The organism is Aquabacterium parvum (assembly GCF_001447195.1).
GTDB lineage: Bacteria > Pseudomonadota > Gammaproteobacteria > Burkholderiales > Burkholderiaceae_C > Aquabacterium > Aquabacterium parvum.
Genome location: NZ_LFRI01000363.1, coordinates 36,852 through 46,244 on the forward strand (window position 1 = coordinate 36,852; position 9,393 = coordinate 46,244).

6 protein-coding genes are annotated in these 9,393 nt (G+C 65.8%); all 6 read right to left on the minus strand.

All coding sequences use genetic code 11. From position 1 onward, the window contains the following. Positions 1-6: 6 nt before the first annotated feature. Positions 7-3,987: an SDR family NAD(P)-dependent oxidoreductase gene (locus ABG80_RS13960; protein ID WP_058088257.1), complete on the minus strand. Its 3,981-nt coding sequence runs from the start codon at positions 3,985-3,987 to the stop codon at positions 7-9. After that, positions 3,984-5,723: an FAD-dependent monooxygenase gene (locus ABG80_RS13965; RefSeq protein ID WP_058088258.1), complete on the minus strand. Its 1,740-nt coding sequence runs from the start codon at positions 5,721-5,723 to the stop codon at positions 3,984-3,986. The genes ABG80_RS13960 and ABG80_RS13965 overlap by 4 nt, the downstream gene beginning before the upstream one ends. Before the next feature lie 3 nt (positions 5,724-5,726). Continuing rightward, positions 5,727-6,332, minus strand: a complete 606-nt coding sequence (locus tag ABG80_RS13970; RefSeq protein WP_200964319.1) for an HAD family hydrolase — start codon at positions 6,330-6,332, stop codon at positions 5,727-5,729. A gap of 23 nt (positions 6,333-6,355) precedes the next feature. Continuing rightward, entirely contained in the window at positions 6,356-7,876 is a 1,521-nt protein-coding gene (locus tag ABG80_RS13975; RefSeq protein ID WP_152987634.1) for a class I adenylate-forming enzyme family protein, read from the minus strand. A gap of 98 nt (positions 7,877-7,974) precedes the next feature. Then, positions 7,975-9,018, minus strand: coding sequence for an SDR family oxidoreductase (locus ABG80_RS13980; RefSeq protein ID WP_058088261.1), 1,044 nt, complete (start codon positions 9,016-9,018; stop codon positions 7,975-7,977). A gap of 176 nt (positions 9,019-9,194) precedes the next feature. Continuing rightward, positions 9,195-9,393, minus strand: a 199-nt coding sequence (locus ABG80_RS23550) for a hypothetical protein (protein ID WP_235513863.1), incomplete at its 5' end; no start/stop codon positions are given.

Genomic DNA, 9,393 nt, shown 5'->3' on the forward strand with positions numbered 1-9,393 from the left:
CTGGGGTCAGGTGGCCGAGGCGTTGCCCTGCATCACTTCGAGCATGCGAGGACAGCTGATGAGCAGCCAGTCGGGCACGGTCGGGCGAGAGAGTTCGGCGTGAAAGCGGCGCGTGCCGTCTGCGTTGCCGATGCCTGACATGCCCAGTTGCGCCATGCGTTGCTGCACGGCGCGGTTGGCCAGGCCCGTCTCGTGCCACACCGACCACAGGAGCGAGACCACCCGGCTGTCTGGGCATGCGCTGGCCAGCTCTCCTGCCATGGCGTTGAGCACCTCGTTGCCGGCGCAGTAGTCCGTCTGCCCGGCATTGCCGGTGTGCGAGACCAGCGAGCTGAAGAAAACGATGTACTTGGGCGCCTGCCGGGCCAGTGCCGAGCGCAGGTGCAGGGCGCTGTGGGCCTTGGTTCGGAACACACGCAGGAAGCTGTCGACCGGCTTGGCGCCCAGCCCTCGGTCTTCAACCACGCCAGCGGCGTGAATCACCATGTCGATGCGCCCCAGCTGGCTCGATGCCTGCTCGATGACCGCCTCGACGGCATCGGGCTGTGTCAGGTCTGCCGACAGGTAGTGGAACTGGCCGCCAGCTTCGCGCACGCGCTGCGCCGTGCGGGCCAGGGCTCGCTGACGCGGGTCTGCGTCGAGCTGCACAGGGGTGCCTGGGGCCTGCTGTGCGCGACCGTCGTCACTGGGTTCGGCGCGTGAGGCGGCTTCGTCCCATGGAGTGCGGCCGATCGCGACGATGCGCGAGCCATACCTGTGAGCCAGGTCGATGCCCACCTCGGCAGCGATCCCGACGCCTCCGCCGAACAGCAGCACCACGCTGTTTTGATCGAGGTCGAGTTTGGCGTTCGCCGGGGGTTCGATCTCGGGGTGTGGGTCGGCGATGCGCTCTGTGGCCTTGCCCCCTTGAAGCCGAAGGTCGTGTTTGCCAGGGTGCGCGCAAGCGAGGGCCAGCGCGGCGTTCAGATCGGATGCATCGTCAAGGCTCACCGAGCTCACGGTGATGCCGGCATTGCGCCACTCATGGCTGAGGGCGCGCGCCACCCCTCTTGCCCCCGCATCGCAAAGCGGGTGGCCGGCCAGCAGCACGCCGAGTCGGGTGATGGTCGGGCCGGAGGCCTTGCCCAGGGCCTTGGCCAGCGTGAACAGCGCGAGGGCCGGAGCATCCAAGGCATCGGCGCCCAGGCGGTTGTTGTCGCTGCCTTTGGCTTGTGTCACGAAGGCTGCGGTGCAAGGACCCAGCCCTGTCAGCAAGGGCTCGATGGCCTTGGTGAGGCCATCCACATCGCCCAAAGCGATCGCGTCTGCCCCGGGCCGTTGCCAGCCGTGCTCGCTGAACACAAGGTGCTGCACGACGGTGCCTGCTTCGCGCAGTGAAGCGATCAGGCGGTTCGTTGCGGGGGTGTCTGCGCCGACCAACCAGAGGCGTTCGATGCGAGGGCTGTCGGGAACCTGGCGTGGCACGTCGATGTGCCGGTAGCGCTGAAGGCGGTCTCCCGGCCTGGATGCAGCTTCTCGCTTTTTCGGGGCATCTGCCAAGGGGAGGTGGGCCAGCAACTCCAGCCCCTCCTTGACCGAAGACACCGAGATCAGCGCTTCTCCTGCGAGCTTGAACGGGGCCTGCCACAGCGCGGTTTGCCCCCAAAGCCGAGCGCGTTCGAAGCTGTTGAGCGACAGGGCCTGGAACGGGGTCGACTCGTCCAGCGCCACCCCCGCCTGCCTGGCGTTGGGGCCGAGGTTGGACAGCAGTTGTGCCTTGAGGTCTTGCAGCAGCGGCGGCCATTCGCGATCTTGCGCCTGTGGGGGCGCTGGCGTCACGTGAGCCGGTGCGCTGACACTGGCCTTGGCGACGGTGGATACCGGGCTGAGCAGCCGCACGATGTCCTGGATGCTGCGCGCCTCGAACAGGGCGCTGGCATGTTGGCGGGCTTGGGGCCAGGCTTGTCCCAGGGCTTCGAACAAGTCGGTGCGGGCCAGCGAGTCGATGCCCAGGTCTTCGAGGGCTGCGCATTCATCGATGTCTGCGCTGGCGAACCCGGTTGCCTCGGCGACGCGGCCTTTGAGCCACTCGCAGATGTCGGGCGTGGCATGTTCAGACTGCGTGGGCTGTGCGGGCAGCGAGGTGCTCAGCGCCTTGATGACATCCGCGATGCAGCGGGCGCCCAGCACCTGCTCGGCTGCGGCTTCCGACACCGCCGTGCGCTGGTTGAGTCGGGTGTAGATGTCCATGAAGGCCAGCGAGTCCACGCCCAGGTCGTCAAAGCGCGCTTGAGGGTCGATGCTGGATGCGGCGTAGCCAGTCAGTTGAGACACCTCCTGCTGCAGCCAGGTGAGCAGGTCCTGGTCTGCGGTCGCCACCGCTGAAGGGCTGTGTGCGATCGGGTGTGACAGCGCTGGTGATGCCGATTGAGGCGAGGGCATGGCGGGTGCACCAGCGCCCATGGCCGAGCCGGCCAACAGGCTCTCGTGGACCTGCAGGTGGGCGTGTGCAAGCCGGGTGCTGTCGCTGAGCATCTGCTGGAGCACCGAGTCGGCCACCGGCTGTTGCGCAGTGGTGTCCAGCACGCGATCCATGAGCGCGAAGTAGCGTTCCACGATCCGGGTGTTCTCTTGCAGGAAGGCTTCGATCAGCGGGGTGTCTCGTTTCATGACCAGACCTTTGGGCGGGTTGTCTTGCGGCGGGGCGGGGTGCTGCGTGGCTTGGATGTGTGGCATCGACAGCGCACCGTGGAGGGCGAGCTCTGCCTGGATGCGTGCCAGCCTTTGCCAGATCGGGGTGTCGCCCTTGGGCGAGCAGGTGATGACGCGGTGCGGTGCGTCGCCCAGGTTCTGCTTGACGAGTTTGCTCAGAACCTGCCCCGGGCCCACCTCGATGAACAGGCGCACGCCGGCGGTGTACAAGGCCTGGCAGGTTTCGACCCACCGGACCTGGCTGGTGACCTGGCGGTGCAGGCTGTTGGCGATGAGGTCAGCGGCCCCTTCCTCTTCGATCGGGTAGGGGCTGGCGGTGAGGTTGGCGATCACCCGAGCCCGGGACGTGGCGTGGAACTCGTGGCGACGGGCGCACCCCCGCAGGTGCTCGTGCCAAGCCGTCAGCGCCGGTTGCATCCGCGAGGTGTGAAAGGCTGCAGAGGCGCCTTGGATGAGCGCACATCGCCAGCCTCTGTGCTGGCACGCCTGTGCAAAGTCCTTGAGCACCTGACTGGGGCCTCCCACCACGGTTTGTGCGGGGGCGTTGAGGTTGGCGATCTCCAGCTCAGGCCAGGTTTTCAGGCATTCCGCCACAGCGGCGCCATCCGCTCCGACGGCGGCCAGCGCGCCTGGCAGTTGGGTGGCCGCTTGCGCCATGGCCTGACCGCGCTCGTGCGTGAGCCTTGCCAGCGTGGCATCGTCGTAGGCGCCTGCGTGCCACAGCGCGACCAGCTCACCATAGCTGTGGCCAACGGCCCAGTCGGCCTGCACCCCCAGGCGCGTGAGCGTGCGCGCCAGCGCCGAACACGCGTAGCCCAGGCCGGTCTGCACGGCGTGGGTGCCTGCCATGGCGTGCTCCGGTCGATCTGGAGCGTCGAAGAACCAGGTTTTCAGCGAGCGGCCGTGAACCTGACGGGCGACCTCATCGAGCTCGAGCAGGCTCGCTGAAAACTCGGGCACGGGCAACCACTCGGCCAGCATCCCGACGTGCTGAGAGCCTTGCCCTGGGAACATCAGTGCCACACCAGCCGTGCCGAGCGGGGCATCGGTGTGAAAGATGTCCTCGTGGGCGTCGATCCGACCGCGTGCGAGCAATTGCTGGTGGGCCAGCGCTCGCGATGCGTTCAAGGCTTCGGTGTCAGCGCCGACCACCGCCAGCCGATGCCGCGCTTCGGGAACGGGCTGGCGCGTGCAGGGGGCTGAGCCCGGCAGCGGGTTGGACAATTGATCAATCAGCCCCTGATGGCTGGTGGCGGCATCCAGGTGCCAGCAGAAGGTGTGACGAGGCGGCGTCATGCGACCTCCGCCGCCAGGACCTGGGATGGCAGGTCTTGGGGACTCACGCCCACGTGGCCAGGCATCAAACCCAGGTTCATTTCGACGAAATGCATCAGGTCTTGCGGGCGCTTGCCCATGAAGGCGATGTAGCCGTCTGGCCTGACCAGGACGATGCCGCCTGCGGGCATCGCCAGCCGGTCGTGCAGTTGCCAGGTCGGGTCGGGGATGGAGGCCACAGGGCCGTTCAGCGGAACGAGCGCGTCAAGGACCAGCCAGGTGTTCAAGGCGGGGTAGGTGTTTCGCAGGTCTTGCGCCAGCTGGGCCTGTTGCACCGTCTGCTCGCCTTGATCGTCGGCGCCTGTGAACAGCAGCACCATGAACTCGCTGCGCACCAGCTCCAGCAGCCGCCGGGGGCGCTCGCCCTGCGGTGTCCAAAGCGGCACATCCGGTAGCAGCTCACCTGCTCTGGGCGGCGGGAACGCCGACTTCACTCGGGGGCGTCGGGTGCTGGGGCGCCGGTCGCGTCGGCTCAGCATGTGCTGGACGCTGCCTGCTTTGCGGATGTGATAGCGGTGCCCTGAAATCATCCATGGCAGGCGGGCCTGCACCGATGGCAAGGAGCTGATCAGCGGCAGCAAGGTGTCACGCAGGCCGACCAGCCACCGCGACCTCAGGGTCAACAGCCGGGTGAGCGTGTGAGCGGTCTTCTCGGCCTCGAGCGCAATCGGGTGCCGCTCGCTGTCATAGGTGTCGAGCACCCGCTCGGGCAGGCTGCCCGCGTGAACGTGGGCGATTTTCCAGGCCAGGTTGTAGGCCTCGGAGATGCCCAGGTTCATCCACTGTCCGCCGATCGGGCTGCCGATGTGGGTGGCGTCCCCCACCAGGAACACGCGGCCGACCCGCTGGGTGTTCGTGCGCCGATGCTGGAATGCCGCCATGGTTTCCGACGACGGGTTAGACAGTTTCATCAGCTGACCTCGGCCGTCGCACAGCTGTTGAAAGCTCTCCACGGTCAAGGGCATGCGCTGGCCTTCAGGCGGCAGCTCGCGTGGGATCTCGACGAACAGCCGGTAGCGACCCTGGTCGTCCAGTGGCGCCACGGCGACGTAGCCTTCGCGCTCCCCCAGGAAAAACACCCCTTCGTCGTGCCAGCCGTTCCAGCGGATGTCCATGTCGGCCAGCATGAAGTGCCGCATGTAGTGCTCGCCATCGAAGCTCAGGCCAAGTTGCTTGCGGACCGTGCTGCGCGCGCCATCGGAGCCGATCAGCCATGACACCCTGATCGACTCGCGCTCTCCCGAGGGCTTCTTCAGTGTCGCCATGACGTGCGTGCCCTCGTCGCGCATGTCCAGCAGCTCTGTCTGCCATTCGATGCGCCCGCCCAGCTCGCTCAATCGATTCATCAGCAAGCGCTCGGTCTGGGGTTGGGGCAGGCTCAGCAACAGCGGGTGCGCCGCATCGAGCAGTGTGAAGTCGTAGCGCAAGATGGTTTTGCCGCGTGACTGCACACGGAAGTACTTGATCGCGTGACCCGTCTCGACCGCGTCCTTCGCGATGCCGAGGTCGCAGAAGATGTCCAGCGTGCGCGAGTGCAGGGCCAGCGCCTTGGTCTCGGTCGATGGCCCGGCGTTGCGTTCGATGATCCGGTAGGGGATGCCAAAGCGTTGCAGCTGCAATGCCAGCGTCATGCCGATCGGGCCGGCTCCGGCGATGAGCACAACGCCGTTGGGTTGGGGTGAACGATGCGCTTGCATGGGTCAGTACCAGTTGCGATAAAAGGGGCGGTCGGCAGCAGCCAGCAGCTCGGTGTCGCCGTCGCTGTCGCCGTAGGCATAGATGAACCACTGGTCGAGTCGACCGACGGTCTGGGTGAGTCGGCGCACCTTTTCGGCGTTGACGCAGTTGTCGCCGTCCACTTCGCCTGTGAGGTGGCCTTTCTCCGTGCGCAAGCGGGTGCCGCAAACGTGGTCGAAGCCGACGGACTTGCCCCAGTCCACCAGGTAGTTCTCGGGCGCGTTGCTCACCAGCACCGTGAGGTGGCCTTGGGCTTGATGCCAGGCCAGGCGTCGCAGGGCCTGAGGCCGGATCCAGTTGCGAAGCGGGCCTTGTATGAAGCGCTGCGCATGGCCTGCTTCAACGTCGTTCGACATGCCTGACAGGAACAAGCCGATGAACCCCGCGCGCGCATCCATGAGCTTGCGCCGCCCCAGCAACACGCCCAGGATCTCGGGCAAAAGGAAGCACAGCACCTTGGTCCAGAACACCGGCGGCGTGGCGATGAACCTCAGGTAACGCCAGAAGGTGTGCCGATCGGAGAGCGTCCCGTCGAAATCGAACACGGCCAGGCCCGGGCGGTCGTTCATGGCAGATGGGGGCATTGGCTTGCTCATGCTGCGGTGGCCAGGGCCTCGGTGACCACGACGATGTTGCGTGGCAGCTTGTGCGCCGACAGGCGCTCTCCGAGGTGCTTGAGGAGCGCTTCCTGGTCGATGGCATCGCACACCACGCTCAGCGACAGGCTGGTCTGACCCAGTGCGTCGCGTTCCGCGTGCGCCCGTGCAGCGCGCACGTTGGGCCATTCGCGTGCGGCTTGTTCGACCTCTGCGAGGTCGACCATCTGGCTGCGCACTTTGGTGATGCGCAAACGCATGCCAATGAAGTGCACGTGGCCAGCCTCGTCTCGCACAACCAGGTCGCCAGACTTGAGCCACCCTTCGCAGAAGAACTGCCTGTCTGCTTCGGCGTTGTTCAAGTAGCCCGAGCAGACGGTTGGGCCGCCGATCCAGAGCTCTCCCAGCGTGCCGTCGGGCACGTCCTGCCCTTCGCCATCGACCACGCGCAGTTGCACGCCAGGGATGGCCCGACCCAGGGTGTCTGGCTTGCAGGGGCCGACATAGCTCTGCACGATCACAGGCAGGCACTCGGTCATGCCGTAGCCCTGAAGCACCTGGTGGGCGGGCAAGCGTTGCGACAGTTCTCGTGCCGCGTCGGGCGCCAGGCGGCTGCCGCCCGAGTACAGCATCAGGTCTGGGTGCAGAGGTGGTGTTGCGTCTCCCCGGGCCGCCCTTTCCGAGAGCTGGTGGTTGAGCATGCGAACCAGCTCAGGCACGAGGCAGGCAAAGGCAACTTGGTGTTGTGACAGCACCTCGGCGATGTCTCGCCTGGACAGCGTCGAGGTGATCAGCATCGTGGAGCCGATGCTCAACGGCATCACCATCAGCACCACCAGGCCGTAGACCGCGTACAGCGGCAGGCCGACCAGGTGAACCGTTCCCACGCCCATCGGGCGCATCGACTTCAGCAAGCCTGCTGCCGACAGGCTCAGCGCGCCGTAGCGGTGCGCCACACCCAGCGGCTCGCCCAGGCCCTTGTAGGTGAACTGGATGGTCACCACGTCGTCGGCCTGTGGCAAGCGCAATGGCCGGGCCTCAAGGGGTTGCGTGGGCAGCGCAATGTGCCTGACGTTGGGCGGCAGCGGCACACAAGGGCCTTCGTCCACCGTGATGAGCGCAGAGAGTTCGTTCAACATGGACCAGGTGCCCTGATGGCGCACCGCCAGGGCCGTCGTGGTGACCACCATCGACGGCGTGCTGGCCAGCGCCAGTTCCCGCAACTCCGCTGCGGTGAGCTTGTCGTTGATCAGCACGGGCACCAGGCCTGCGCCGACAATCGCCAGGTAGTTGGCGACCAGCTCGATCCCCGAAGGCATGCACAGCAGAACGCGCGTGCCGCAGGATTGGCTCAGGGCATGCAAGGTTCCGCAGCGCCGGGTTGCCATCTCGTGCAACTCGGCGTAGGTGCACGAGCGACCTTCGTCCAGCGCGTCGATGGCCGTGGCCTGCGGGTGGCTCTCGGCGAAGCCGATGAACCGGTGAATGAATCCGTCTGTCTGATGTTGAGCTGGCATGTTGGGCTCCTGTTGCGTGGGGATGGCGGGCAAAAGTGGTCCCCGCCACCGTGCATGACGGTGGTGTTTTCGGGGGGGCGGGGCAGGTGGGAGGCGGGTCAGCCGCTGAGGGCCATTCGGGGCGAGGCCCCTGATGTGAGCCAGCCCTGCTGCCGGTACCAGTTGACGGTGTCCGTGAGCGTGTCCAAGGGCGGGCGGAAGGTGCCTTGCAGCACCGAGAAGGTCTTTTCCTGGTTGAACTGGGTGCGCCCGGCCTCGCGCTCCAGCAGCCTGACGGCCGCGCGACTGACCAGGGCGGGTGCGCCGGTCAGGCGGGATTGGGTCTCGTTGACCCAGGCAATGACCTTGAGCAGGCTGATGGGGATGGCGCGGGTGGGCGCAGGCACCCCCGTGACTTGTGCCAGCAGGGGAAAGAGCTGGTCCATGGTCATGTTCCTGCCTGCCGCCAGGTAACGATGGCCGCTTTGGCCTTTGCGCAGGGCGCTGACCTGGATCTGTGCGACGTCTCGCGCATCCACGACCGAGAACGTGCCTGGGATGCGACCCGGCAGCTTGCGCGCAGCGAAGTCCAGCACCAACTGGCCTGCGCTGGTCGGGCCCATGTCCCCGGGGCCGAACATCCAGCCTGGAAGCACCATCACGACGCGGGTGTCCGGGTGTCGCCGGCAGAACGCCATCACGGCTTGATCGGACAGGATCTTGCTGCGGTAGTAGTCATCGGCATGAGCCAGATCGCGCGCCATGGTCTCGTCGATGGGCTGACCAGGTGGGCCGTCCAACACCGCGATCGACGAGGTGTGAACCACCTCGTGGATGCCGCTTTTGCGTGCGGCGTCGAGCAAAGCTGCGGTGCCTTCCACGTTGGTGGCTTGCAGCTTCTCGGTGTGTTGACCACCCTTGTAGCAGTCCCGGAAATGCGCCGCTGTGTGGAACAGGGCGTCGCAGCCCTTGAGGGCCTCCGCAAAGCCCCCGACGTCGGTCATGTCTCCTTCGACGATGTCCACTGGAAGATCAGCGAACTGTTGCCTGGCCTTGTCTTTGGAGCGAGCCAGGCCTTTGACGCGCACGCCTTGTCGCAGCAGCTCGCGCACCAGGTTGTTGCCCAGCAGTCCCGTGGAGCCTGTCACGAATGCCGATTTCATCAGGGTCCTCCCTCTTTGTTGATACCGATTGATCTTTGAAGATCGTTCGGTATCTGACTGTAGGGGGCGGGTTCGGGTGGATACAAGTGACTTCGTGTGTCTTGTGTATCCTGGTGTCAGCGTATCCCACACCCTAGGGGGAACCCTGTGATGCCGAGGTGGCGGGCGCAAGGGCTTCACGCCCAAGAGCGGAGGTCGCTGGCAGAAACTGTTGCGCGGCTTTGGAGGCGCGGCATGTGCCCCCCGAGTTCGACACCAAAATGCCGATTTCGCATTTTTGGTGAAGCCGCTTCCATGTGAATCAACGACTTATGCACATTTTTGCGGAAGTTTTGTAGTGGCAACTGCATGAATGCTTTGTAGTGGCGCAATTGG

What these genes read in the sequence shown, in the direction of transcription:
- ABG80_RS13960 (WP_058088257.1), bottom strand. Translation starts at nt 3,987, where the DNA reads ATGACGCCGCCTCGTCACACCTTCTGCTGGCACCTGGATGCCGCCACC.
- ABG80_RS13980 (WP_058088261.1), bottom strand. Translation starts at nt 9,018, where the DNA reads ATGAAATCGGCATTCGTGACAGGCTCCACGGGACTGCTGGGCAACAAC.
- ABG80_RS13965 (WP_058088258.1), bottom strand. Translation starts at nt 5,723, where the DNA reads ATGCAAGCGCATCGTTCACCCCAACCCAACGGCGTTGTGCTCATCGCC.
- ABG80_RS13970 (WP_200964319.1), bottom strand. Translation starts at nt 6,332, where the DNA reads ATGAACGACCGCCCGGGCCTGGCCGTGTTCGATTTCGACGGGACGCTC.
- ABG80_RS13975 (WP_152987634.1), bottom strand. Translation starts at nt 7,876, where the DNA reads ATGCCAGCTCAACATCAGACAGACGGATTCATTCACCGGTTCATCGGC.